The sequence below is a fragment of the Streptomyces longispororuber genome, from assembly GCF_014656095.1.
Classification (GTDB): Bacteria; Actinomycetota; Actinomycetes; order Streptomycetales; family Streptomycetaceae; genus Streptomyces; species Streptomyces longispororuber.
This window is the reverse complement of the sequence record NZ_BNBT01000068.1, coordinates 1-23,357: the sequence shown is the minus strand read 5'-3', so window position 1 is coordinate 23,357 and position 23,357 is coordinate 1. Positions and strand designations below refer to the sequence as shown.

Here is a 23,357-nt window from a genome sequence, read left to right as displayed (position 1 = left end):
CCGGCGCCCGCACGGCCGCCGGCGATCAGTTCCACCGCCAACCTATCCGGCGCCCCGCCCCCGCAAGCCCCCAGCCGTCCCCCGCAAGACCCCTGTCATCGCCCCGGATCCGGCAAGGAACCACAGGCGTTCCTGCCGGATCGGCGGGTACCCGGAGTCACGGCGCCGCCTCCCCTGGGACGAGGGGAGCCGGCGCCGCCTTCCGATCGGGGCCGCCTCCCGGTCCGGACCCCGTGGTGCGGGCGGTCCCCGTGGTGCGGGCGACCCCGTGGTGCGCGCGGGGCCTCCGGTGTGGCCCCGGTCTCAATTCGCTTTCCGGGCCCGGCCGGTGCGCGTTAGCCTGCGCGCGGCGATCACCCGGATCGTCCGCGCGTATCCGAGGAGAGCGCCCGTGGCCGTCGCCGTCGCCCTTGCCACCTACCGGCCCCGCCCCGACATCGTCACCGACCGCGACCTGCCGCGTCTGGTACGGGCGCTCGGCGAGGCCGGTGCCACGGCCCGCGCCGAGTACTGGGACGACCCGGACGCCGACTGGGGCGCCTACGACCTCGTCCTCATACGCTCGACGTGGGACTACATCGAGCGCGTCGCCGAGTTCACGGCGTGGGCCGACCGCGTCGCGGGCCTGACGGTGCTCGCCAACCCGGCGGACGTGGTCCGCTGGAACACCGACAAGCGGTACCTGGGCGACCTCGCGGCGGCCGGGGTGCCCACCGTGCCGACGGCGTACGTGGCCCCCGGCGAGGACCCCGAAGGCGCGCTGCCCGACCGGGAGTTCGTCATCAAGCCCACCGTCGGCGCCGGGTCCCGGCTCGCCGCCCGCCACCGGCCCGGCGAGCACGGCACCGCCCGCGCCCACCTGGCCCGGCTCGGCACCGCCGGGCTCACCGCCGTGGTGCAGCCCTACATGCCCCGCATCGACACCACCGGGGAGCGCGCCCTGATCTTCTTCGGCGGCAGCCATCTGCACGCCATCCGCAAGGGACCGGTCCTCACGCCCGGCATCGCGTACGACGCGGCCAGGACCGCGCACCCGGACGTCCGCGTCTGGCAGGCCACCGACGCCGAACTCGCCGTGGCCGAGCGCGCCCTGGCCGCCGTGCCCGGCGCGGCCGAGCCGCTGTACGCCCGCGTCGACCTGGTCGACGGCGACGACGGCGCGCCGTGCGTGATGGAGCTGGAGCTCATCGAGCCGAACCTCTTCCTGGCCGAGCACCCCGGCTCGCTCACCACGGTCGCCGAGCTGATCGTCAAGGCGGCCGGCTAGCGCCCCTCGGGGAACGACACCCGCTGCAGCAGCCCCCAGGTGAACTCCGCCACGCACGGCCGCAGCGGCCCGCCCTCGGTGTCCGGGCCGCTGAACGCGAGCCGCCACCGCGTCGGCGCCGTGCCCTCCATCGGCCGGGCGGGCGCGAAGGCGCGGGCCGCCTCGTCGACCGTGCAGGACCACGGCGTGAGGTCGGCGAGGGTGCGCAGGGCCGGGGGCGGGGCGCCGGGGGCGCGCACCAGCCAGGCGTTCCACACCGCGCCGTCCGGGGCGAGCAGCACCTCGAAGCGCAGGTCGGGCCAGAGCGGCACCGGCCACAGCAGGGCCCGGCAGCGCAGGTCGCCGATCGTACGGTCCGCGGTGGCCTCCGGCTCGCCGAGCACCGAGCGGTAGCGGGCGGCGGCCGCGCGGGAGCGGGGGGAGCGGACCATGGCCTGCCAGCGCCGGTTGGCCTCGCGCATCTCCCCGATGGAGACGCCGAGGGCGTGCCGGGCGTCCTCGACGAGGTCGGCGTTGTGGTCGGCCATGCGGCGCAGCAGCACGAGCTGGAAGTCGAGCGGGGTGAAGGGCGCGGAGGGGCGTGTGGGCATGGGCCCATCGTGGCCCACGGCCCGGCCGGGGGGCGGGTCGCCCCTCCGCGCCCCGGCTCAGGAGGCGGCGCGTTCGAGGAGCCGCTCGTGCTCGTCCTCGGTGACCTGCTCGCCCGAGGACGGCAGGAGCTGCGGGATGCCGTCGAGGATCGGGTAGCGGCGGCGCAGCCGCGGGTTGTACAGGGCCTGGTCGGCGGCGCCGCCCGTACCGGCGGGGGCGTCCGTGCCGGCGTCCGGGCCCGGCTCCTCGGGCAGCAGCAGCACCAGCGGGCCCTTGTCGAGCGGGCAGGCCAGTATCTTCAGCAGCGGGTCGTCGGGGTTCATCCGTTGGTCAGCTCCTTGGGGGGTGAGGAGGGGTGCGCGGCGGGCGGCGGCGCGTCGTGCTTGGGCATGACGAGCAGGACCGTCACCGCGAGGGCCGTGCCCGCCACGCGCAGCGCGAGCCGCACCGGGTCGTCGGGCAGCGCCTCGCCGAACGCGAGCGTCCCGAGCACGGCCGTGAACAGCGCCGTCACCGTCGTGCACACCGGCACGATCAGCGAGGCCCGGCAGCGCTGCAGCGCCGCCTGCGACATCACCAGGCCGAAGGCGCCGGTGAAGAGGAGCAGGTACGGGTACGGCGACGCCAGCAGGCCGAGCAGCTCGCCGCCGAGCCCGTCCGTGGTCAGGCAACCGGACACGCCCTTGATGGCCAGCGAGCTGACGCCGTACAGCAGGCCCACGCCGACGCCGTACTCCACGCCCGTCGACCGCTGCCGGTGCCGCTGCCGGGCACGCCGCTCCCCGGTCGCGTACAGCCATACGCCGAGCGCGAGCGAGGGCAGGCACACCGCGAGCACCAGCGGCACCGGGGCGTCCTCGCCGACGGTGTCGGTGCCCTCGTCCAGCGAGAGCACCACCATCAGCAGGGCCGCGAGGATCGCGCCGACGGCGAACCGCTCGCGCCCCGAGGTCCGCTCGCCGAGCAGCACCGACGACAGCAGGAGCAGCAGCACCAGGCCGGCGACGAAGATGCCCTGCGCGGCGGCGATCGGCAGCGTGCGGTAGACGGCGAGCTGCGCGCCGAAGCCCGCCGCGAGCGCGAGGGAGCCGCCGATCCACAGGGGGCTCGAGACGACCTGGCGCAGCAGCCGCAGCGGCTCGCGCACGCTCACCGACGGCATCGCGGACAGGGCCCGCTTCTCCAGCACGAAGCCGGTGCTGTACAGGACGTTGGCGAGCAGCGCCGCGACCACACCCACCCACACGGGACTCAGGCCTTCCGGGCGTGCAGCAGCAGGATCGAGGCCGCGCCCGGCACGGCGCAGGCAAGGCGGTCGAGACCGCGCAGCGGCCGCGGCACCCCGTGGAAGGGCGCGCCCGCGAGCCGCACCACGTCGAAGCCGGAGGCCGCCACGAACTCCTTGAGCGCGCGGGCCGTGTACAGCCGCAGGTGGCCGACGACCTCGCGCCCCGGGCGGCCGTGGATGGCGCGCAGGCTCACCTCGGAGAACACCGGCTGCACCCCGGCGAGCAGCAGCCCGCGGTTGTACCAGGCGGCCAGGTTCGGCGTGGACAGCATGAGGTGGCCGCCGGGGCGCAGCACCCGGCGCAGCTCGTCGAGCGCGGAGTCCGGGTCGACGAGGTGCTCGACGACCTCGCTGAACAGCACGGCGTCGGCGGCGCCGTCCGCGAACGGCAGCCCGCCCTCCGAGAGTTCGCCGCGGACGACGTACGGCAGGTGGGCGTGCGCGCGGCGCAGCGCGTCCTGCGACCAGTCGACGCCGATGACGCGGTGCCCGGCGAGCAGCGGCGCGGCGGCCCGGGCGGCGGAGCCGTCGCCGCAGCCGACGTCGAGCACCACGCGGGCGCCGCGGGTGGCGGGGCCGAGCGCGGCGGCGAGCATCCGCGCCTGGCGCAGGCTGCGGGCGTCCCCCGAGGCGACGGGGACCGCCGGGTTCTCGTAGAAGTCCCGCAGGCCGCGCGGGCGGTGGCGGGCGGGCCGCTCGGTGGTGCCGGTCGTGGTCATCGGCCGGAGTCCTCCTCGGTGGTGTGGAGGTAGCGCTCGAAGAGGTCCCGCAGGCGCGCGCCGTCGCCGGGGCCGAGCAGCGTCCGCGACCAGCGCAGGGCCAGGTGCAGCCGGCCCGCCGTGGACGCGGTGGTCACGGTCAGGCCGCGCGGCATGCGCGCGGGCGCCGAGAACCACACCGCGGTCGCGGCCCCGGCGTCGCCGAAGTCCAGCGCGTACGGGATGCGGCCGATGTTGCTCAGCAGCGTCGTCGAGGTCCACGGCGCCGCGGCCCGGCGCAGCCCCCGGGTGACGGCCGCGCGCAGCGTGACCGGCAGGACGGGCGCGGTGAGCAGCGTCGCGCCGTGGCCGAGCTGCGGCCGGGACAGGGCCTTGAGCGCGCGGGTGCGGTCGGAGGTGCGGCGCAGCAGCGCGTGGATGCGCTCTGGGGTGGCCCCCGCGTCCAGCAGCGGCGTCAGCTCGGCGGCGCCGAAGGGCACCTCCACCAGGCGCGTGCCGTTGCCGATCGGCATCGACATGTCGCGGGGCCGGTCGTCGACGGGCATGGTGATCCGCAACGGCTTGGGCGCGGCGCCGTGTTCGCGGTTCCAGTGGGCGATCATCAGCGCGGTCGCGACCATGAGCTGGTCGTTGACGGTGAAGGGCGCCCCCTTGGGGCGGCGCGGCACGGGCAGCTCCGCCACCAGCAGGCCGTTGCCCGGGACGGGGCCCGCCGCGCCCGGCCGGGGCCGGGCGTCCGTGGCGGGCTCCGGGGAGCCCTGGGCGACGCGGGCCGGGGTGGCCCACGGCGAGGGCAGGTCCGTGGCCGCCGCGGGCGCGGGCGCGGCGGGCGCCCGCGTCGGGGGCGCGGCGGGCGCGTTGTCCCGCCCGCCGTACAGCTCGGCGGCGGTGGCGAGGACCCGCAGACAGGCGGGGCCGTCCAGGGCGGTGTGGTTGATGGTGAGCACGAGCACGCTGCCCGCGCCGCCCGCCTCGGGGCCGGTGACGACCTCCAGGCGCACCGGCGGGGACGCGGTCAGCGGCGGCGCGTCGCGCAGCGCCCGCTCCCGGGCCCGCTCCAGGGCGCCGGGCGCAGGGCGCGGGAAGGTGACGACCTCCACGTCCGGGCCCTCGGTGAGCTCCCACTCGTAGCGGCGCCGGTACCAGGGGCCGCGCGCCTCCCGCACCAGGATGCGCGGGTGGCGGCGCAGCGCCTCGCCGAACGCCGCCCGCAGCCGGTCCTCGTCCAAGGCGCCCGGCAGGTGCACCTCGATGTGGACGGTCTCCGGCTCCGCCTCCTGGAGGCAGTGCCGGGAGACCTCGTCGACGACGGGGAACGGCACCCGGCGCGGCGGGCGGCCGGGGCCGTCCGCACGCCGGGCCGGGTTCTCCAGGGCGGTCATGGCCTCCGGTCCTCTTCCTCTCGCTGTTCCGTGCCGTCACCGGGTTCCCGCCGGTGCGGCGGTGTCCCGGGCGGTGTCCCCAGGTCGCGGTCGGGGCCCAGCGGCAGCGTCCTCGCGGACGGGTCGCCGCCCGGCGCGGGCTTGGCCAGCGGGTCGGCACCGGGTGTCCCCGCGGGGGGCGCGCCCTCCGGCCGCCCGGACGGCGGCCGCGGAGCCCCGGCGGGCGCCGCCTGCGCGGGCACCCCACCGGAAGCAGGCACCCCACCGGAAGCGGGCGCCGCCTGCACGGGCACCCCGCCGGGAGCGGAGGCCTCCCGTACCGACACGAGCGCGGCGAACAGCCCGATGAACGCGAGGAGTTGGGCCGCGTGCCCGAAGGCTCCCTCGTCCGCGGCGACCGTCTCCCCGGCCCCCGTGGCGGCGGCGATGCCCGCCCCCGCGAGGGCCAGGAACGCGATCGGCACGAGCAGCGTGTGCCGCCGCCAGGCGAGCAGCGCCAGGGCGGGCACGAGGAGCGCGAACCAGCCCGCGACCACCACGGCCACCAGCGTCAGGGCCACCGTGCCGAGCACGGCGCCGGGCGCGGGCGGCGCCAGGTCAGGACCGTCCGGGTTGGGCGCCTTGCGGCGCACGAACACCAGCGCCACCAGGGCGAGGACGCCCGCGCCGCCGCCGATGAGCCCGGCCTCGTACACCGTCGACGGCTCGTAGCTGAGCTTGACGGTGCCGCCCTCGCCGGCCGGGATCAGCCAGCCCTGCTGCCAGCCGTCGAGCCGCACCTCGCGCAGCTCCTTGCCGTTCAGGGTGGCCTTCCAGCCGTCGTTGACGTTCTCGTACGTGGTGAAGTACGCGGCGGCGCCGTCGCCGACGGTGACCTCGCGGCGGTCGCCGAGCCAGTCCTTGACGCGCAGCTCGCGCTCCGTGGTGTCCAGGGCGCCGGGCGTGCCGCGGGTCAGGGTGACGTCGGTGACGGCGAGCGGGCCCGCGTCACCGGCCTCCACGCGGTGCTCGCCCGCGCCGAGGTCCACCTCGGGCCGCGGCTCGGGCCGCCGTTCGCCGCGCTCGCACAGCGTCACCTCGACGGGCCGCCGCTCGACGAGGTCGCGCACGGTGCCCTTGGCGGACGTCGGGTACAGCTTGCCGTCGATCGCCACCTCCGGGCCCTTGCCGCAGGCCAGTTCGAAGGAGCGGGTGGGCCGGGGCTGCTCGGTGCGGAACTGGTCGAGCGCGGGGACGTAGGCCTCGGTCAGGCCCACCGGGAGCTGGAGCTCGTCGTCCGCGACCGGGTTGTGCAGGGTCAGCGGCGCCGTCCTGGTGATGGTGATGTCGAGGCGGTCGGTGGTGATCGGCGTGAAGCGGGCCACGCCGTTCTCGTCGACGCCCGCGGTCGCCGCGCCGTCCGGCGAGCTGATCTCGATCTTCTCGGGGCGGCTCGACAGGCCGCCCGCGCCGGGCAGCACGATCTCGCCCACGGGCACCTTGCCGGGCCAGCGCAGATGGATCACGGGCCGGTCCCCGGCGATCCACGCCGTGGTCAGGTCGCCGTCGGTGAGGTTGCGCGCCGACAGGCCGGTGCCCAGGTCCGCGGTGGAGTCCGCGCTGACGCGGAGCTGCTGCCGCTTGCGCGGCGCGACGTCGTAGAGCAGCTCGTCGAGCGCGCCGCCCGGGACGGCGACGGCGCTCATCTTCACGTCGTACGTGCCCTGGCCGCCGGTGGTGAAGCGGCGGTGCAGGCCCGCCTCGGCGGTCACCGGCGACAGACCGCTGGGGTCGGCCGAGCGGTGCATGGAGTACGTCGTGGCGTCGGACTCGGCGCCGGTGGTGCCCTGGACGTCGTCGGGCATCTTCAGGAGCTTGGTGACCTGGACGCCGGGGATGTCGATCTCGGCGAACCCGGCACCGGTCAGGCCGCGGTGGGCGACCTGCGCGTCCAGGATGGTGATCTTGATCCAGGAGGAGTCGCCGGGCACGGCCGACACGCGCTGGGTCGTGCCGTCGGCCTGGAGGAAGGAGTCCTTGCGGCCCCGCTCGGTCTCCACCCGCACCTTGGTCGGCGCGGCCCGCACCCCGCTCTGGGGCAGCGGCGTGACCTTGAAGGACGCCGGGATCGCGGTCTTCTTCCGGAACTCCGCCCTGATCCACTCGTCCTCGGGGCTGTCCGGGTTGCCCTCGGTCCAGGCCGTGGCCGGGTTGCCGTCGAAGGCGTTGACCGGGTCGTACTGCGGCAGGTGGAACAGCCAGTTGCCGTAGGACGAGGCCGTCACGGACTTGGCGCCGCGCAGCTCGGCCGTCGTCTGGTGCTCGACGCCCTTGGTCGGCAGGATCTGGTGCGGCTTCTCGCCCGGGTCCTGGAGGGCCTTCGGCGCGTTCTTCTCGTTCCGCGTGTACGTGTACGAGGTGTTGGTGTTGACCAGGCCGAACCGCGTGTCCGCGCGGCGCAGGCCGTCACCGACCGCCTGGAGGCCGGGCGCGGAGCCCAGGCCCGGGTGGTTGTCGCCGGTCAGGACCACCGGCCGGTCGCGCATCTCGGGGTCGGCGGACAGCGGAAGCAGCGCCTCGGGCCCGCCGCTGACCACGGCCGTGTTGGACACCGGCTTCAGGCCCGCCTGGCCCGGCCGCTCGGTGCCCTTGCCGGGCGTGTAGATCTCCACCGCGCGGTGGCGCGGGAACAGCCCCTCGACCTGGACCGGGGTGTCGTCCTCGATCTTCCCGCCGGTCTGGGTCGGGCCGAAGCCGGTCACGCGGGTGTAGCCGGACTGCTCCAGGGTGCGCTTGACGGTGGCCGTCGGCACGTACCCGATCTGGTCCTTGTCGAGGTCGTTGCGCACGACCACGTAGTACAGGCCCGCCCGCGTCAGGTAGTCCTTCAGGCCGGGGACCGCGCCGCCCGTCATCAGGGCCTGCTCCACGGCGTCCATGGCGCGCCGGTTGCCCGGGGTGCCGAACGGCACGTAGTCGCGCTGCGCCCAGCGGGACTCGGCCTGCACGTCCAGGGGCTGGTCGATCGGCGAGCCCCAGGTGTAGACGCCGTGCGCGGTCGCGGGCACCACCAGGGCGCGCGAGTCCGGCGAGTACTTGTCCAGCCAGTCGGCCGTGGCCTGCCAGTAGTTCGGCAGCTTCTTGAACGAGCCGGGCTGGAGGATCGAGCCGTTCAGATACGGCCACATCAGGCCCGGCAGCACCAGCACGGCCGCGACCAGCGGCACGTACCGGCGTCCGCGCGCCGCCCGGGTGCCGCGCGCGACCCCGGCCACGCCCGCGAAGTGCGCGAGGCCGAAGGCCAGGGCGAGGGCGAGGCCCGTCTGGAACTTGTAGATGTTGCGGAACGGCACCAGCCAGCCGTCGAGCCAGTCCTGCACCGTGCCGTGGAAGGGCGCCCCGAAGGCACCGCCGTACCCGGCGAGCGTGACCAGGACGACCGAGAGGACCGTGAGCACCAGCCAGCGCCGCTCGGGCAGGTCGCGCCGGGCGAGCCCGGCGAGCCCGAGCCCGGCCGCGAGCGCGGAGCCCACGATGGTGACCACGGCCGTCGCGACCGTCCAGCCCGCGGGCAGCCAGGCCTCCCCGAAGTGGAGGTACGCCACCCAGTTGCCGGCGCCGCGCAGCGCCTCGGTGGCCGACATGGTGCCGGTCGTGGTGGCGGCGTTCTCCACGTACGGCAGGAAGTTCTCGCCGTAGATGCCGAGCAGCAGCAGCGGCACCACCCACCACGCGGTGGCCAGGACGACGCCCGGCACCCACCAGGTGATGAGCTTGCGCTTGCGCGGCCCGTTCGGCCGCGACAGCAGGTACAGGGCGACCGGGAGCAGCGAGGCCAGGGTGGAGGCCGCGTTCACGCCGCCCATGAGGGGGATGACGAGCGCCGAGCGGAACGCGGCGATGCGCGCGGTGACGCGGTCGTCGGTCAGGGGCAGCAGCACCCAGGGCAGGAACGCGCCGGGCAGCGCCGCCGCCGAGGTCGAGCCGATCACCACGGTGAACGTGGGCCACAGCGCGTACACCACCGCGCCGAGCAGGCGGGAGCCCGGGGTGCCGATGCGCAGCCGCTCGGCGAGGCGCAGCGCGCCCCAGAAGGCGGCGGTGACGATGAGCGAGAACCACAGCCGCTCCGCGAGCCACACCGGGATCTGGAGCAGATCGGTGAGGCCGTAGTACGGCAGCATCGGGAAGGCGTACCCGATGTACTGGTCCTGGAGCCCCCCGAAGCCGCCCCGGTCGTGCCAGAGCTGGCCGAGGTCGGACAGGAACTGCCACGGGTCGACGGCGACACCCAGTTTGGTGTCGAACGTCATCCGCCCCGGCCGCACCGCGAGGAAGCACACGAACGCGGCCGCCCAGAAGCCGGCCAGCCAGCGCCGGGAGCGCGGACCGCGCGCGGGTTCGTCGGGCCGGCGCGCCGTCGGCCGCGTGGCGGCCGGCGGAGGGGCCTGGACCGTTGTGGTCATGGACACCGCCTGAGGATGAGGAGAAGGTTCCAGGTCGTGAACTCGCGCACGCCCGGTACCTTCGCCACGGTCTCGGCGAGGAACGGCCAGTAGCGCGAGCGCGCGGAGACGACGGTGACGTCGTCGCGCGCCCGCACCTGTCTGAGCGTGGGTCCTATGTGGTGCGCGAAGAGATTGACGCCGAGCTGGTGCTTGGCGGGCGTGCCGGTGCGCCGCTCGTGGCGGGCGCGGGCGCGCTCGGCGCCCAGGTAGTGCCAGGGCGCCCACTCGTGGCCGCCCCAGGGGGACAGCCAGTTGGTGAACGCCACGTAGATCAGTCCGCCGGGGCGGGTGATCCGCACCAGCTCGCTGAGGAAGGTCTGCGGGTCGGCCACGTGCTCCAGGACGTTGGAGGAGAACGTGACGTCGGCGGCGCCGGTCGCCACGGGCAGCAGGTAGCCGTCCGCGACGACCGCGCCCTCGGGCGGCTTCTCGCCGCGCGCGCCCAGCTCGCGCAAATCCGGTTCGAAGAGGAACGCCTGCGCGCCGCGCCGGCGGAACTCCTCGGTGAAGTACCCGGCGCCGCCGCCCACGTCGACGACGACCTTGCCGTCGACGGATCCGTACCGCTCGACCTGGTCGGCGGCGTCGCGGGCGAGCAGCGCGTAGCACCGCTCCGGTTCCTGGCGCTCCCGCAGGAAGGCCCGGAACAGGGTGACGGAACGGCGCAGGGACGGGTCCTTCACACGGCACCTCTGTGCGGTGGCGCCGAGGGCGCCTCGGGCTGGTGCGCGGCGACCGCCTCGGCGGCCACGGCGCGGAACTGGCGGACGGTGTTGGCCCACCGGAAGCGCGCGGCCCGCTCGGCGGCGGCCTTGCCGAAGGCCTCGCGCCGCTCGGTGCTCAGCGCGAGCGTGCACCAGGCGGCGGCGAAGGAGCTCTCGCCGTGCGCGAGCAGCCCGGTCACGCCGTCCTCGACGGAGTCGCGGATGCCGGGGACGTCGAAGCCGATCGCGGGCGTGCCGCGGGTGGCGGCCTCGGTGACGACCAGGCCCCAGCCCTCCACGGCCGAGGGGTGCAGGAGCAGCCAGGCGGCGCAGAGCAGGCGGTGCTTCTCGGCCTCGGAGACGTGACCGGTGAAGGTCACGTCCGGCCCCGCCATCCGCTCCAGGCGGGCCCGCTCGGGGCCCTCGCCGACGATGACGAGCCGCCCGCCGGTGACCGGGCGGACCCGCTCCCACAGGCGCAGCAGCAGGTCGACGCGCTTGTACTCGACGAGCCTGCCCATGGCCAGGAAGAGCGGCTCGGGGGAGCGCTCGGCGAGCGGGCCCGGCTCCTCCACGCCGTTGTGCACGACGCGGATGCGGTCGCGCTCGACGCCCAGGTCCTGCAGGGCGGCGGCCGTCGACTCCGACACCGCCACCAGGAGGTTGCCGCGCTGGGCGCCCGAGAGGGCCCAGTGCTCCAGCTTGCGCCCGAGCCGGGCGGCCGGGGCGAGCGGGCCCTGGAAGCGCATGGACCACAGCTCGGTGTGGACGTGGTTGACGAGGCAGACGGTGGGGCCGCGGTGCCACAGGGGCGCCAGGTACGGCATGCCGTTGCAGACCTCGACCAGCAGGTCGCTGCCGCCGACCTGGCGGCGGTGGGTGGAGCGGGCGCGCAGGTAGTGCCCGAGGTCGCCGCCCGCCGAGACCACGCGGTAGTCCCGGTAGGCCGCCGGTCCGCCGCACAGCAGCGTGACCTGGTGGCCCTCCCGGGTCAGGCCGTCGGCGAGGCGGTCGACGAGGAGCTCGGAGCCGCCGGCCGCGGGGTTGTCGAGGTCGCGGCGGGCGAGGAAGGTGATGCGGCGCGGCTGTGGGGGGAGCGCCGGGAGGGGCCGCGCGGCGGGCCGCTGTACGGCCGTGCGCGGAGGCGACGGCACGTGCTGGGGCATGGGGTGCTCCAACTCGTCTCAGGGTGCGGTGTGGGGGGCTCGGACGGCGGTACGTGGTGCGGGTGGCGCACGGTTCGGTGGTGGCGGGCGGGGTGGGCGCGACGGGTTCCGCGTGGTGCGTGGGGGGCGGAATCCCGCCGTTCGGTTGTGAAAGGGGTGGAACCGGTGTGCGGGGGTGGTACGGGGCCGGTGCCGGGGTGGGGTGGTTAGTTTTCGCCGCACCGAACGGTGCGGCTACTCACCGGGGTGACAATTTCCGGCCTTCTTGGAGCTGACGTCTCATCACATCGTGGTGGGTTGCAGCGCGCTTCGTGACGTAGGGGAATGTGGACCCTCCGGATCCGGATGCGCGCCGGGACCGCCCGGCCCGTCGGAACCGGAGTTCTGTCCGTTCGTGTCCGTTTTGCGGCCACGGGCCACCAGGGCGCCGCCGAACAGGGTGAGCGCCCCGCCGAGCACCAGGGCGAGCAGCGGCAGCGTCTCGCCGACCAGCTTCAGCCGCGAGCTGTCGTCCTTGGCGAGGTCGACCTGGGCCCGCTGCGTCTTCTCGGTGAACGCGATGCGCTCACTGTCCAGCAGCACCGTGCGGTCCTTCTTGCCGCCGGGCGCCCGCAACGTCTTGCGCGGGCCGATGGCGGCGTAGATGATCCGGCCGGTGCGCTTGTCGGCCACCAGCTCGATGCCGTGGTTGGCGTACCACTCCTCGGCGAGCACCTGGCTGCGCTGCGGCAGCCCGACCATCCGCCCCGGCACCTGCCGGGTGCCGGTCCTGGTGGCCTGGACCTCACCGGTGAAGCGGTAGCCCTCGTAGCCCTGGATCTTCTTCGTGCCGCGGAACGTCAGCGGGACCGTGCCGCCCAGGGTGTTGTCCCACCACAGGTAGTCGCGCTTCTCCACGTCGAACGGGAACTTCAGGTACGCCTCGCCCTCGAAGCGCGGCTTCTCGCCGCAGCAGTGCACGGGCTTGTTGGTCCTGCGGTCGGTCACCCAGCGCTCCAGGGTCCACTGGAGCGAGTCGTGCGGGTCGGCGGCCGGCAGCGACTTGTCCGGGTCGACGGACGTGGACACGTCCCACACCGCCCGCCCGGAGTCCTCGCTGTCGTCCACGTCGCCGCGGACCTGCCGGGTGACGGTCAGGTTCTCGTTGTGCAGGGTCTTGATCTTCTCGGTGTCGAAATAGCTGCCCGTGCCCTTGAAGACGGTGATCTGGTCCACGTCGATGGGCGTGCGTTTCGCGCGTGGCTCGACGTACCAGGCCAGCATCGGGGCAAGGACCAGCAGAAAGACGCCGAGACCGAGCAGGACCAGGGACAAGGGCGAGGCTGTGCGGCGCGTCATCCGGCGCTCCTGCCGTGAGGTGAACAGGGGACGGTCGAACACACAACGGTCGAACGCGTAGCTGTCGGGCGCGAGCGGTCGTACATGAGGCGGCCGCTCAACTGTGGGGCATTACCGATGAGTTATGGGAGTGCTTCAGTGGTGTTGCCGAGGAGTTGCCCGAATCGCTGCGGCGCTGTCACCGCGGTGTTACTGACCCGTATGGGCCGGGAACGCTAGGCGGACCCTTGACTCAGTGTCAATGCATTGTTGACACTGGGCACCGCCGGACGGGGCCGGTAATCGACTGCGTACGATCGCGCGACCGCGCGGCGCGCCGCCAGGGGGTGGGTACGACCTCCAGCAGAGAGGCTGACCCTGTCATGCACCGACTACTCGCCGCGACACTGACCGCCGTCGCCGCCGCGGCCCTCGCCGTGGGCGCCGCCTTCGGCGTCGTCGCACTCCTCAACGTCACGCCCGACCAGCCCGACCGGCCGCTCGTGCACTACGAGTCGCCCGAGCGCGACCAGCGGGACCAGTGAGCGGGCCGTGTCCGCAGCTCCCGACGTCTCCGCGGGCCGGCGCCCCGCCGCCACCCGCTCGGCCTGGCGCGACGTGCCGCCGCTCCAGGTCCGGCGCTTCGCCGCGCTGGCCCTCGAAGAGGTGCCCGTGCTCGCCCAGGACATCCTGCGCGAGATCCGCGCCGAGTACCCCGGCCTGCCCGTGGTCCTCGACGAGTCCGGCGAGCCCATGGCCCTCGTCGGCATCCGCCGCGCCCTGGAGGGCTTCGTCCAGCAGCTCGCCACCGCCGACCGCCCGCGCTACCACCCCGAGGTCTTCCAGGAGTTCGGCCGCGGCGAAGGCCTCGAAGGGCGCAGCCTCGACTCGCTCCAGGCGATCTACCGCCTCGGCGTGCGCCTCGCCTGGCGCCGCCTGGCCGAAATAGGCCAGCAGACGGAGATCCCGCCCCCGGCCATGTACGAGCTGGCCGAGTCCGGCTTCGAGTACCTGGACGGCCTGGTCGACCAGTCGGTACGCGGCTACGCCGAGGCCGCGGCCCGGCAGGCCGGCGAGCGTCTGCGACTGCAACGCAAGCTGATGGAGTCCCTGCTCGCCGAGCGGCGCCCCGAGCAGCAGGGGAACCCCGCGCTCGGCGCCGACGCCGGCCTGGACGAGCGGGCCGCCCGGGCCGGCTGGCCGCTGCCCGAGCGCGTCGCCGTCGGCGTGCTGCTGCGCCCCGCGCGCGAGGCCGTCGCCCCGGCCGTCGGCGAGGGCGTCCTGCTCGACATGGAGGCCGAGCAGCCCCGCCTGGTCGTGCCCGACCCGGACGCGGCGGGCCGCCCCGAGCTGCTGCGCCGCGCCATGACCGGCTGGTCGGGTGCCATCGGGCCGCCCGTGCCGCTCGCCGACGCCGCGAAGTCGCTGCGCTGGGCGCAGGCCGCCGTCGGCATGATGCAGCGCGGACTGCTCCCCGCGGGCGAGGTGCTGCACTGCACCGAGCACACCGAGGCCCTGGTCCTGCTCCAGCCCGAGGAGCTCATCGAGGACCTCGCCCGGCGCTGCCTCGCCCCCCTCGACCACTGCGGCCCCGCCCACGGCCGCCGCCTCGCCCAGACCCTGCTCGCCTGGCTGGAGACCCGCGGCGGCGCCCCCGAAGTGGCGGCCCGCCTCGGTGTGCATCCGCAAACGGTGCGCTATCGGCTGCGGCAGATCCGGGAGCTGTGGGGCGACGAGATCGACGACCCGGACCGCCGCTTCGAGCTGGAGCTGGTGCTGCGCGCGCGGCGGCTGCGGGGCGAGCTGGGACGGCCCTGAGGCGGGCGGTGCGCCACGGTCGCGGCCGTGCTTACGGTGCGCCGGGCGCGAGGAGTCCACGGAAAGATTGGTTCCACACACAACCTTCACGGCTGCGGCTTCCTCACGGCGTCGCCCGGGACCTAGCCTCCATGCCTCATGGGCACCATGGATTACTGCCACGCCTGCCACCGGCACCTCAACGGCGCTTTCGCCTGCCCGGGCTGCGGCACCCCGGCCGAGGACTGCCGCGCGTACGGGGAGGCGCTGGACGCCCGGACCGGTTCCGTGGCGCCGGGTGCCCCGGCTGCCCCGGCCGCCCGTGGCGAGGCGGCGTACACGCCGGACGACGCCCACGAGGACGCCGGCGGCGACGGTGGCCGCGAGGACATCGGGACCGACGGTGACAGCGGTGCCCACGCCGACAGCGACAGCGGCAGCGACGGCGAGCGGCCGCGCGCTCGGGGCCGTCGCCGGGAGCGCACCCGCCGGGCGGCCCAGCACCGCCGCAGACGCCGCAAGGTCCTGCTCGTGACCGCGGGCCTCGTGCTCGCGGCGGGCGGCCTGAGCCTCGCCGAGCTCGGCACGGAGTCCTCGTCCGGGCACCCCGAGGCGGCCTCCTCCTCGCGCGACGAGGAGGGGCCCGGCGCGTCCGGCAACGGCCCCGACGGCGGGGCGGACGCGGTGGGCACGGGCACCACCGCCGAGCCGGTGTCGTCCTCGGCCACCCCGAAGGGCTCACCCACCGCCACGGGCGAGGAGGCGGACGACGCGCGGAAGAAGCGCGGCGACGAGGAGGGCGACGGCGGGAAGGACCGCGGGGCCCGGCGGAAGGGCGGCGACTCCGCGGACGGAGCCGGCCCCGGGCGGAGTACGGACGGGGCAGGCGGGACGGACGGGTCAGGAGGGACCGACGGGGCGGGAGGCGCGGCGGGCACCGGCGGCCCGGCGGGTTCCGGCCCCGAGCCGACCTCCGGCGCCTCCACCACCGGCGGCCCTGGCCCGCGCCCGGACCCCGAGCCCACGACGTCCAGGCCCGCGGAGGACGAGCCGGCCCCGAAGCCGAGCCCGTCCAGGACGTGCGACCGTTTCCTGTGGTGGTGCACCTGAGCCCGGCCGGGCCGGACTACGCCTCGCCGAGCATCCGCCGCAGCAGCCCGCGCAGCGACAGGCGCTCCTCGCGGGAGAGCTGAGCCAGCGGCTCGCGGGCGAAGTCCAGGGACTCGCGCAGGCTGCGGGCGGTCCGCAGCCCCTCCTCGGTGGGCGCGGCCAGCTTCACCCGCCGGTCGGCCGGGTCCGGCCGCCGCTCGACGAGGCCGCGCGCCTCCAGGCGGTCGACGATCCCGGTCACGTTCGAGGGCTCGCACTTCAGCTTCTGCGCGATGCGCCGCATCGGCATAGGCTCCAGGGACAGGAGACCGAGCACGCGCGCCTGCGCCCCGGTCAGCGCGTGCTTGCCCGCGGCGACCTCGTACTCCTCGTGGTAGCGCGCCACGACGGTGCCGATGAGTTCGACGACCTCGAGCGTCAGCGGGTCGACCCGGGACGCGGCGGAGGAGTTCTGGGGGGCCATGCCACCAGCGTACCCATTTACTTGACAACCTCAAATATAAAAGCGCATGCTTATTTCAGAACATGAAGCATTAGGCCTCGAACCCCGCGGCGCAGTCGGCGGCGCGCAGCCCGCGGCGTGCGCGGCGGCCCGAGGCCGGTTTCCGCAGCCCCCAGCCTGAGGAGGACGCCCCCATGTCCGTCACCCCCGAGCAGCTCCCGGCCACCGGCCGCGCCTGGCACCTCGTGCGCCGCCCCCACGGCTGGCCCGTCCCGGAGGACTTCGCGCTGCGGGAGGCCCCCGTCGAGGCCCCGGAGGAGGGCCGCGTCCTGGTCCGGAACCTGCACTTCTCCGTCGACCCGTACATGCGCGGCCGCATGAACGACGTGAAGTCCTACGTCCCGCCGTTCCAGCTCGACCAGCCCATGGAGGGCGGCGCGGTCGGCGTCGTCGTCGCCGCGAACGCCGACGGCTTCGCGGTCGGCGACCACGTCCTGCACTTCGCGGGCTGGCGCGAGTACGCGTCGGTGCCTGCGCGGTACGCGACGAAGGTGGACGCCGAGGCGGCGCCCCTGTCGGCGTACCTGGGCGTGCTCGGCATGACGGGCCTGACGGCGTACGCGGGCCTGCTGGAGGTGGCGTCCTTCAAGGAGGGCGACGCCGTGTTCGTCTCCGGCGCCGCGGGCGCGGTCGGCAGCCAGGTCGGGCAGATCGCGAAGCTCAAGGGCGCCTCGCGCGTGATCGGCTCGGCGGGCTCCGACGACAAGGTCCGGCGCCTGGTCGAGGAGTACGGCTTCGACGCCGCGTTCAACTACAAGGACGACAAGCCCGTCGTCGAGCAGCTCAAGGAAGCGGCCCCCGACGGCATCGACGTCTACTTCGACAACGTCGGCGGGGAGCACCTGGAGGCCGCCATCAGCCGCCTGAACGTGGGCGGCCGCGTCACGGTCTGCGGCATGATCGCGGGCTACAACGAGACCGAGCCGACGCCGGGCCCGCGGAACATGGCCCTGATCATCGGCAAGCGCCTGCGCATCCAGGGCATGCTCGTGCAGGACCACCAGGACCTCCAGCCGCAGTTCGTCCGCGAGGTCGGCGCGTGGGTGCGCTCCGGCGAGCTGACGTACGACGAGACGTTCGCGCACGGTATCGAGAACGGCGTCGAGGCGTTCCTCGGCATGCTGCGCGGCGAGAACACCGGCAAGATGATCGTCTCCCTCGACGACTGAGAACTTCCGCTACTCGGTAAGGTAATTCCGCAGAGCCGGTCCGACGGGCGCGCGGAACGGTACACACCAGGAGGATTCGACACTCATGGCCATCCAGAAGATCGACGTCAAGTACACCGCCGTGGCCACCGCGGAGAACGGCCGCGACGGGCGCGTCGCCTCCGACGACGGCAAGCTCGACGTCGTCGTCAACCCGCCCAAGGAGATGGGCGGCAGCGGCGCGGGCACCAACCCCGAGCAGCTCTTCGCCGCCGGGTACAGCGCCTGCTTCCAGGGCGCGCTCGGCGTCGTGGCCCGCCGCGAGAAGGCCGACATCTCCGGCTCCACGGTGACTGCGAAGGTCGGCATCGGGCAGAACGAGTCCGGTGGCTTCGGCCTGGAGGTCGAGCTCGTCGCCTCCATCCCGAACGTGGACGCCGCCACCGCCAAGGCCCTCATCGAGCAGGCCCACGAGGTGTGCCCGTACTCGAACGCGACGCGGGGGAACATCAAGGTGGAGCTCACCCTGGCGTGAGCTGGCGGGGGCGCCTTGGGCGGGGTCCTGCACCGCCGCTGCGCGGCGGATGCCCTCTTTCCCGCCCACCCACCCGCACAGCCCCGGCATCCCGCCCGGCCCCGACCTGGCGGCTCGCACCGCCGTCGTCGGCCGACCGCGATCCACCGCTCCGCGGCGGATGTTCCCCCACCCGCCCGCCCTTTTCAGGGCGGACGGCTGAGGAATTCCAGCCCGTCCGGCGTTTGAGGACAAGGCGCGGAGCGCCGGGTCTCGCATGGGCCGCCGAGCTGAGGACATTCAGCCCGTCCGGCGTTTGAGGACGCGGCGCGGAGCGCCGGCACTCTTCGCGGGTGCCTCAGCCGGGGGATTCCAGCCCGTCCGGCGTTTGAGGACAAGGCCGGAGGCCGGTTCGTGGGGTCTGGGGCGGAGCCCCAGTTTCGGGTAAGGGGTGGGTCAGGGGCGCCCCGCGAGGGTTACCGCCCCGCGCGTGGGTCTGGGGCGCCCCCGAGGGCTAGCGCACCGTCAGGAGTGCCCGCCCCACCTGGGCGAACGCCCCCTTCGGGTGCGCCCGGAACAGGGGCTCCGTGCCGAAGAGGACGACCCCCGCCCCGCCGGCGAGGCGCCCGCTCACCACCGCCGCCTCCCCCGCGGCGTCCCGGGGCCCGCCCCGCCCGTCGACGGGCCGCCAGTGCCCGGACACCAGCGGATTCCCGGAGCCGTAGGCCTGCTCGACCCGCACCCCGGCGCCGAGGCGGGTGAACCACATCGGCGCGTAGACGAAGCTCGCCCCGGGCGCGCCCCCGGTCACGGCCCCGCCAGAGTTCCGTACCCGCACCACGCCGTTGGCGTCCCCGTTCCCCCGCACGGGAGTGACCGGCAGCAGCCCGGCGGCGGAGTTCACCGCGGCCCCGACCGCGCCCCGCCCCACGAGACCGCCCCCGCGCGCGAAGAACGCGTCGAGCCCCGCCCGCGCCGCGCCCGTGAGCTTCGCGTACTCCAGGCCCGCCGACACGAACAGCACATCGGCCCCGCGCCAGTCGAACCCGGCGTTCAGGGCGGCCGTCGACACCGGCACCACGTCGAAGCCCATCTCGCGCAGCGCGAACAGCTCCCCGGGTGTCACCGCGGCCGCGACCCGGGTGCGCCGCAGCACCTCGCCGCCCCGCGCCTTCGTGGCGGAGAAGGCCACGTCGTACTCCTTGGCGGCGGCCCGTGCCAGGCCCCGCGCCGAGCCGGGCACCACCACCGAGCCGTCCCCGCCGCTCCGTACCCGCACCCCGTCACCGAGCAGCGAGTTGAGCGCGGCCACCTCGCGCGGGTCGTCGAGCCGCAGCCGCAGGTCCCCGCGCGGCGCGACGTACGCCACCCGCGCGGAGCGGGACACCGCGCGCGCCGGCACCCGCGCCGGGTCGCCCGCGTGCGCGGACACCACCGAGGCGCCCCACAGCCGCCCGAGGCTCCAGCCGGAGATGTCGTACATCGCCGACACGTCGCCGCTGATGTCCCGGCCGTCCGCGAGCAGCACGTTCGCCAGACCCCGCTTGGGCTGGCGCATGTCGACGACGTACGAGCCCTTCGCGTACGCCCGGCCGCCGAGCCGGAAGTCGCGGGTGGCGCGGCGCACGCGGACGTCGTTGGCCAGCAGGTGGTCCACCAGCCGGGACGCGGCCGCCGCCGACCGCTGGTCGCGCCGCCCGCCCGCGGGTATCACGTACGCCCGCGGGAACGTCGTCGTGTAGACGTCCTCCGGGCCGATGCCCGGCACGCCCGGTACCGTCTCCGGCGACACCGGCACCTGCTTCGCGCCCGCCGCGCCGCGCCGGAACACCTCGATCTGGTCCGCGATCAGCGAGCGCCGCTTCCGCTCGGCGAAGTCGAGGGTCGCGGTCATGGCCGCGCCCGCGATGTCCACGTTGATCGCGGAGCGGCGGCGCAGCTCGGCCACCGGAGTGGAGTCGTACTCCTCGTAGTTGACCTGCATCGGGAACTCGATGGTGTGGGCCGCGACCGCGCCGTGGAACGGCATGTACTGCGGGGTGAAGATCGGCGGCCAGTCGTCCCAGCCCTCCTCCTGGTCGCGGAAGGGGATGACCGCCGGCTTCACGCCGTCCTTCGCCTCGGTGTAGCCGAGGCCGTTGACGGCCTTCTCCATGCCGAGGGCGTTGGCGTAGGTGTTCTTCAGGAACAGGTCGTACTCGTAGTTCTCGCCGTGCGGCGGCGTGGTCGGCTCGATGAGCGTGCCGTTGACGTAGCCGTGCAGGTCGATCATCACGGCGGGCTGCTTGGTGACGGCGATGTCGCGCACCGCGCGGGTCTCGGGCTGCGAGGCCGTGACGAAGTCCCGGTTCAGGTCGAAGCCGCCCGCGTTCTCGCGGGTGCCCGCGATCCGCCCGTCGGGGTTCATGGTGACGTTGAAGTAGAGGCGGTTGTGGGCGAGGAGCCGGCGCGTCCGCCCGTCCTCGGCCTTCGCCAGCTTCTCGATGAGCTTCAGGGCCGCGTCCGTGCCCTCCCACTCGTTGCCGTGGATGTTGTTGTTGATGAACACCGGCGTCTTGTACGCGGTCTTGACCGCCTTGTCCTTCGCCGCGGCGGCGGGCGCGTCCGCGATGAGGCGGCGCATGCGCTCCTGCCGGGCGGCCTCGCGCGCCGACTCCGGGGCGGTCACCGTCACCAGGTACAGCTCGTGACCGCCCGCCGACCGCCCGGCGACCTCCACGCTGACACGGTCGCCGAGCCGCTGGATCCGGTTCAGCCGGGGCGCGATGGCGTGGTACGGCGTGAGGCCCAGCTTGAGGGACTTGTCGGCCGGGTTCGGCGGCTCGGCGTCGAGCTTGCGCTCCCGCGGGTAGCCACGGACCTTGCCGGTGACGAGGGGCGCGGCGGTGGCGTCGAGCGCGCGGGCGGCCGCGGACTCCGGGGCCTTCGCCGCCCTGCCGGGCGGGTCGAGCGGCGTCGTGTCGCGCGCGGCCGGGCGCGGCGCGGGCAGCGGGTCGGCGCCGGCGCCGCCCGGTGTGAGCGCGGTGAACACGAGCGCGCCCACGGCGGCCGACGCGGTGAGCAGAACCGGTCTGGACGGCCGGGATGTCCCCATGCGTACCTCCCTAGAGACCCATGAGTGATCGGTAGGGGAGGTCTACAGGGTGAACTCCGTCGCAACAAGGGGTCGTTCACCAGTCGGTCCCGGCCGCCCGCCCGCCGGGCCGGGCCCCGCCCCACCAGCGGATAGGGTGTGGCGCATGCGTGAACTGGGTCAGGGCTTCGGCTACCTCCTGAAGGGTCAGCGCTGGGTCGCCCAGCACCGCAAGCAGTACGGCCTGGGCCTGCTGCCCGGCCTCATCACCCTCGTGCTGTACGCCGCCGCGCTGGTCGCGCTCGCCCTGTGGGGCACGGACCTGGTCTCCTGGGCGACGCCCTTCGCCGACGACTGGAACGACCCGTGGCAGGGCGCCTTCCGCACCTTCCTCACCGTGCTCCTCTTCGCCCTCGCCCTGCTGGTGTCCGTGGTGAGCTTCACCGCCGTGACCCTCCTCATCGGCGAGCCGTTCTACGAGTCCCTGTCGGAGCAGGTCGACGTCTCCGTGGCCGGCTCCGCCCCCGAGTCCGGCCTGCCGCTCTGGCGCGACCTGTGGATCTCCGCCCGCGACAGCCTGCGGATCGTGGTGCGGGCCGCGCTGTGGGGCGTGCTGCTGTTCGCGCTCGGCTTCGTGCCCGTGGCGGGCCAGACCGTGGTGCCCGTCATCGGCTTCCTCGTCACCGGCTTCTTCCTCGCCGAGGAGCTGACGGCGGTGGCGCTCCAGCGCCGGGGCGTGGCGCTGCGCGAGCGCCTGGAGCTGCTGCGCGCCCGCAAGTCCCTCGCGTGGGGCTTCGGTACGCCGCTCGCGGTCGCCTTCCTGGTGCCGTTCGTCGCGGTGTTCCTGATGCCGGGGGCCGTCGCCGGGGCCACGCTGATGGCCCGGGACCTGCTGGGCGAGGACGCCGCGGGTGCCCCGGGCGCCGACGGCGACGGCACCGGCACCGGCGGCGCGGACGGGGAGCCGCGGCCGCACCCCACGGGCTCCCCGGCCCCCACCGCTTAGCCTCGCTTCGCCGCGGCCTCCACCGCCGTCGTCACGATCCGCCGCACCTGGTCGACGATGTCGCTCCGGTTGCGCTCGAACTCCGGGTCCGTGACGGTGCCCGTCACCGGATCGGTGTTCCCCGCGCCGAACTGGAGCACCGGCGTGTGCACATGGCCGCCCGGCAGCCGGTCGTGCAGGCCGAGCCGGTCGCGCAGCAGCGTCGCCCGGTAGGCGATCTCGTTCGACAGGTAGTCACCGCCGCCGCCCTTGCGGGCCGTGGAGCCCGGCGTCGGGCCGTCGGGCCGGTCCACGGGCGCGGTGCCGCCCGCCGGGATCTCCGTCACGGCCGTGTTGTCGTACACCGGGAAGCGGCCGGTGGGCGTCGCGACGAGGTCCTTGTACGGCAGCGTGGTCGTGGTCCACTGCGGCTGCGAGGCGGGGTCGGCCACCGGGACGGTGCCGGTGCTCGACAGGTTCTCGTTGTCGCCGAAGCCGCCGCGCCAGGCGCCGTTGGTGCGCTCGATGTCGAACTTGCCCACCCGCCCCTGGCTGACGGTCGTGAACAGGTCCACGCGCGGCAACTGCCGCCGCAGCGCCCGCTCCACGGCCCCCTCGGCGAAGTCCGTCCAGCGCACCGGGAACGTGGCCGTCTCGATCCGCACCGGCCCGGCCGCCGTCCTGACGACCGTGCCGTCCAGGGCGAGCGCGGTCGCGCCCGAGGGGTTGCCGATACGGATGTCCCGGTCCAGCGTGAACGGGTCGAAGCCGGTGACGAGCACCCGCTTCATCCGCTTGCCGTGGTGGCCCTTCGGATACGTGACCGTGTCCTGGCCGCGCGAGGCCCGCTCCAGCTTCCCCAGCAGCCGCTTCCGCTGCCGCTCGCCGAGCTCGAACGCCGCGGGCTGCCACGCCCGCAGCTCCCGCGTCATCCCGAGCCGCGCCCAGTACAGCGGCCGGTCGTCACCCCGGCTGAGCGCGCCGCCCGGGCCGCGCCCCTGCGCCCGGTCCACCGCGCGCCGCCACAGCGCCTGCCCCTCGCGTACGACGAGCCGCTCCGCCCGGTCGTAGGAGCGGACCCGGTCCAGGGCCCTGGCGAAGGCGGGCGCCACACCGTCGAAGCCGCTGCGGCGCAGGATCTCCCGCGGCACGGCACGGTCGAGGCGCAGCTCCTCGACGGTCGGCGCACCAGACGCACCAGACGCACCAGGCGCGGCGGACGGGCCCGATGGGCCGGGGGCGGCGAGGGCGGCGGCCGGGTCCGGCGAGCCGGGGGCAGCGGCCGCCGCGGCCGCCGCCAGGGCCCC

General features: G+C 74.9%; 19 protein-coding genes. 7 read left to right on the top strand and 12 right to left on the bottom strand.

Annotated elements, in window-relative coordinates; all coding sequences use genetic code 11:
• Window positions 1–391 precede the first annotated feature (391 nt).
• On the top strand, window positions 392–1,267 hold the full coding sequence (locus tag IE330_RS21155) for an ATP-grasp domain-containing protein (protein WP_190137653.1): 876 nt from the start codon (window positions 392–394) through the stop codon (window positions 1,265–1,267).
• On the opposite strand, the gene IE330_RS21150 is transcribed toward IE330_RS21155, so the two are convergent.
• From IE330_RS21150 to pgfA, 9 genes are all read right to left on the bottom strand, one after another.
• On the bottom strand, window positions 1,264–1,857 hold the full coding sequence (locus IE330_RS21150; RefSeq protein ID WP_190137652.1) for a hypothetical protein: 594 nt from the start codon (window positions 1,855–1,857) through the stop codon (window positions 1,264–1,266). The genes IE330_RS21155 and IE330_RS21150 overlap by 4 nt on opposite strands.
• A gap of 57 nt (window positions 1,858–1,914) precedes the next feature.
• The gene (locus tag IE330_RS21145; protein WP_190137651.1) at window positions 1,915–2,181 is read right to left on the bottom strand and encodes a Trm112 family protein; all 267 of its coding nucleotides are present in this window, start codon (window positions 2,179–2,181) and stop codon (window positions 1,915–1,917) included.
• Window positions 2,178–3,104 (bottom strand): hypothetical protein, encoded by a 927-nt coding sequence (locus IE330_RS21140; RefSeq protein WP_190137650.1) that lies wholly within the window; start codon window positions 3,102–3,104, stop codon window positions 2,178–2,180. The genes IE330_RS21145 and IE330_RS21140 overlap by 4 nt, the downstream gene beginning before the upstream one ends.
• Before the next feature lie 5 nt (window positions 3,105–3,109).
• Window positions 3,110–3,865: a class I SAM-dependent methyltransferase gene (locus tag IE330_RS21135; RefSeq protein ID WP_190137649.1), complete on the bottom strand. Its 756-nt coding sequence runs from the start codon at window positions 3,863–3,865 to the stop codon at window positions 3,110–3,112.
• On the bottom strand, window positions 3,862–5,247 hold the full coding sequence (locus tag IE330_RS21130) for a condensation protein (RefSeq protein ID WP_190137648.1): 1,386 nt from the start codon (window positions 5,245–5,247) through the stop codon (window positions 3,862–3,864). Before IE330_RS21130 ends, IE330_RS21135 begins: the two co-directional genes overlap by 4 nt.
• On the bottom strand, window positions 5,244–9,692 hold the full coding sequence (locus IE330_RS21125; RefSeq protein ID WP_190137647.1) for an alpha-(1->3)-arabinofuranosyltransferase: 4,449 nt from the start codon (window positions 9,690–9,692) through the stop codon (window positions 5,244–5,246). Before IE330_RS21125 ends, IE330_RS21130 begins: the two co-directional genes overlap by 4 nt.
• Window positions 9,689–10,417 (bottom strand): class I SAM-dependent methyltransferase, encoded by a 729-nt coding sequence (locus IE330_RS21120; protein WP_190137646.1) that lies wholly within the window; start codon window positions 10,415–10,417, stop codon window positions 9,689–9,691. The genes IE330_RS21125 and IE330_RS21120 overlap by 4 nt, the downstream gene beginning before the upstream one ends.
• Window positions 10,414–11,604, bottom strand: coding sequence for a glycosyltransferase family 4 protein (locus IE330_RS21115; protein WP_190137645.1), 1,191 nt, complete (start codon window positions 11,602–11,604; stop codon window positions 10,414–10,416). The genes IE330_RS21120 and IE330_RS21115 overlap by 4 nt, the downstream gene beginning before the upstream one ends.
• A 282-nt stretch (window positions 11,605–11,886) precedes the next feature.
• Complete coding sequence (gene pgfA / locus IE330_RS21110; RefSeq protein WP_190137644.1) at window positions 11,887–12,942, bottom strand: cell envelope lipid trafficking protein PgfA; 1,056 nt, start codon at window positions 12,940–12,942, stop codon at window positions 11,887–11,889.
• 362 nt (window positions 12,943–13,304) lie between these two features.
• Here pgfA and IE330_RS21105 point away from each other — a divergent pair, with 362 nt between their 5' ends.
• The 3 genes from IE330_RS21105 to IE330_RS21095 all read left to right on the top strand — a co-directional run bounded on the left by IE330_RS21105 (window position 13,305) and on the right by IE330_RS21095 (window position 15,828).
• Window positions 13,305–13,466, top strand: a complete 162-nt coding sequence (locus tag IE330_RS21105) for a hypothetical protein (RefSeq protein WP_190137643.1) — start codon at window positions 13,305–13,307, stop codon at window positions 13,464–13,466.
• A 7-nt stretch (window positions 13,467–13,473) separates the two neighbouring features.
• Window positions 13,474–14,739, top strand: a complete 1,266-nt coding sequence (locus IE330_RS21100) for a PucR family transcriptional regulator (protein WP_190137642.1) — start codon at window positions 13,474–13,476, stop codon at window positions 14,737–14,739.
• 138 nt (window positions 14,740–14,877) lie between these two features.
• Window positions 14,878–15,828, top strand: a complete 951-nt coding sequence (locus IE330_RS21095) for an SCO2400 family protein (RefSeq protein WP_229925803.1) — start codon at window positions 14,878–14,880, stop codon at window positions 15,826–15,828.
• 16 nt (window positions 15,829–15,844) lie between these two features.
• Here IE330_RS21095 and IE330_RS21090 read toward each other — a convergent pair whose 3' ends face one another.
• Complete coding sequence (locus IE330_RS21090; protein WP_190137641.1) at window positions 15,845–16,291, bottom strand: MarR family winged helix-turn-helix transcriptional regulator; 447 nt, start codon at window positions 16,289–16,291, stop codon at window positions 15,845–15,847.
• A 173-nt stretch (window positions 16,292–16,464) separates the two neighbouring features.
• On the opposite strand from IE330_RS21090, the gene IE330_RS21085 reads away from it, so the two are divergent.
• Window positions 16,465–17,499, top strand: coding sequence for an NADP-dependent oxidoreductase (locus IE330_RS21085; protein ID WP_190137640.1), 1,035 nt, complete (start codon window positions 16,465–16,467; stop codon window positions 17,497–17,499).
• Between the two features lie 85 nt (window positions 17,500–17,584).
• Window positions 17,585–18,013 carry an organic hydroperoxide resistance protein gene (locus IE330_RS21080; RefSeq protein ID WP_190137639.1) on the top strand — a complete coding sequence of 143 codons (429 nt, stop codon included), beginning with the start codon at window positions 17,585–17,587 and terminating at the stop codon, window positions 18,011–18,013.
• A 493-nt stretch (window positions 18,014–18,506) separates the two neighbouring features.
• Here the strand turns inward: IE330_RS21080 and IE330_RS21075 are convergent, their stop codons facing one another.
• A complete protein-coding gene (locus IE330_RS21075) occupies window positions 18,507–21,086 on the bottom strand; it encodes a M14 family zinc carboxypeptidase (RefSeq protein WP_190137638.1) in 2,580 nt (859 codons plus the stop codon).
• A gap of 145 nt (window positions 21,087–21,231) precedes the next feature.
• On the opposite strand from IE330_RS21075, the gene IE330_RS21070 reads away from it, so the two are divergent.
• Window positions 21,232–22,071 (top strand): EI24 domain-containing protein, encoded by an 840-nt coding sequence (locus IE330_RS21070; RefSeq protein ID WP_190137637.1) that lies wholly within the window; start codon window positions 21,232–21,234, stop codon window positions 22,069–22,071.
• On the opposite strand, the gene IE330_RS21065 is transcribed toward IE330_RS21070, so the two are convergent.
• Complete coding sequence (locus IE330_RS21065; protein WP_190137666.1) at window positions 22,068–23,351, bottom strand: pyroglutamyl-peptidase I; 1,284 nt, start codon at window positions 23,349–23,351, stop codon at window positions 22,068–22,070. The genes IE330_RS21070 and IE330_RS21065 overlap by 4 nt on opposite strands.
• Window positions 23,352–23,357: the final 6 nt, after the last annotated feature.

Excerpts from the sequence above, each read along its gene's own strand:
- IE330_RS21150 (WP_190137652.1), bottom strand. The coding sequence starts at position 1,857 with ATGCCCACACGCCCCTCCGCGCCCTTCACCCCGCTCGACTTCCAGCTC.
- IE330_RS21145 (WP_190137651.1), bottom strand. The coding sequence starts at position 2,181 with ATGAACCCCGACGACCCGCTGCTGAAGATACTGGCCTGCCCGCTCGAC.
- IE330_RS21135 (WP_190137649.1), bottom strand. The coding sequence starts at position 3,865 with ATGACCACGACCGGCACCACCGAGCGGCCCGCCCGCCACCGCCCGCGC.
- IE330_RS21130 (WP_190137648.1), bottom strand. The coding sequence starts at position 5,247 with ATGACCGCCCTGGAGAACCCGGCCCGGCGTGCGGACGGCCCCGGCCGC.
- IE330_RS21125 (WP_190137647.1), bottom strand. The coding sequence starts at position 9,692 with ATGACCACAACGGTCCAGGCCCCTCCGCCGGCCGCCACGCGGCCGACG.
- IE330_RS21115 (WP_190137645.1), bottom strand. The coding sequence starts at position 11,604 with ATGCCCCAGCACGTGCCGTCGCCTCCGCGCACGGCCGTACAGCGGCCC.
- pgfA (WP_190137644.1), bottom strand. The coding sequence starts at position 12,942 with ATGACGCGCCGCACAGCCTCGCCCTTGTCCCTGGTCCTGCTCGGTCTC.
- IE330_RS21105 (WP_190137643.1), top strand. The coding sequence starts at position 13,305 with ATGCACCGACTACTCGCCGCGACACTGACCGCCGTCGCCGCCGCGGCC.
- IE330_RS21095 (WP_229925803.1), top strand. The coding sequence starts at position 14,878 with ATGGGCACCATGGATTACTGCCACGCCTGCCACCGGCACCTCAACGGC.
- IE330_RS21090 (WP_190137641.1), bottom strand. The coding sequence starts at position 16,291 with ATGGCCCCCCAGAACTCCTCCGCCGCGTCCCGGGTCGACCCGCTGACG.
- IE330_RS21085 (WP_190137640.1), top strand. The coding sequence starts at position 16,465 with ATGTCCGTCACCCCCGAGCAGCTCCCGGCCACCGGCCGCGCCTGGCAC.
- IE330_RS21080 (WP_190137639.1), top strand. The coding sequence starts at position 17,585 with ATGGCCATCCAGAAGATCGACGTCAAGTACACCGCCGTGGCCACCGCG.
- IE330_RS21075 (WP_190137638.1), bottom strand. The coding sequence starts at position 21,086 with ATGGGGACATCCCGGCCGTCCAGACCGGTTCTGCTCACCGCGTCGGCC.
- IE330_RS21070 (WP_190137637.1), top strand. The coding sequence starts at position 21,232 with ATGCGTGAACTGGGTCAGGGCTTCGGCTACCTCCTGAAGGGTCAGCGC.